Below are 611 nucleotides of genomic sequence, written 5' to 3' on the forward strand. Positions count from 1 at the left end.
CCGCCGCACCCGCGTGGTGCGGGGGTGATTGCGTGCCTTTTGAAGAATGAGCCTGCGAGTTAGCGGTGCGTGGCGAGGTTAACCCGTGAGGGGTAGCCGTAGCGAAAGCGAGTCCGAACAGGGCGATGTTCAGTCGCGTGCTCTAGACCCGAAGCCGAGTGATCTACCCATGGCCAGGTTGAAGCGCGGGTAAGACCGCGTGGAGGACCGAACCCACCAGGGTTGAAAACCTGGGGGATGAGCTGTGGGTAGGGGTGAAAGGCCAATCAAACTCGGTGATAGCTGGTTCTCCCCGAAATGCATTTAGGTGCAGCGTCGCGTGTTTCTTGCCGGAGGTAGAGCACTGGATGGCCGATGGGCCCCACAAGGTTACTGACGTCAACCAAACTCCGAATGCCGGTAAGTGAGAGCGCGGCAGTGAGACTGCGGGCGATAAGGTTCGTAGTCGAGAGGGAAACAGCCCAGATCATCGGCTAAGGCCCCCAAGCGTGTGCTAAGTGGAAAAGGATGTGGGATCGCAGAGACAACCAGGAGGTTGGCTTAGAAGCAGCCACCCTTGAAAGAGTGCGTAATAGCTCACTGGTCAAGTGGTTCCGCGCCGACAATGTAGC

1 rRNA gene is annotated in these 611 nt (G+C 58.4%); it reads left to right on the forward strand.

Going from position 1 to position 611, the window contains the following annotated elements:
* Positions 1-611, forward strand: a 23S ribosomal RNA gene (locus ACI797_RS27830); the annotation flags it as partial.

Source organism: Geodermatophilus sp. SYSU D00691, assembly GCF_054050275.1.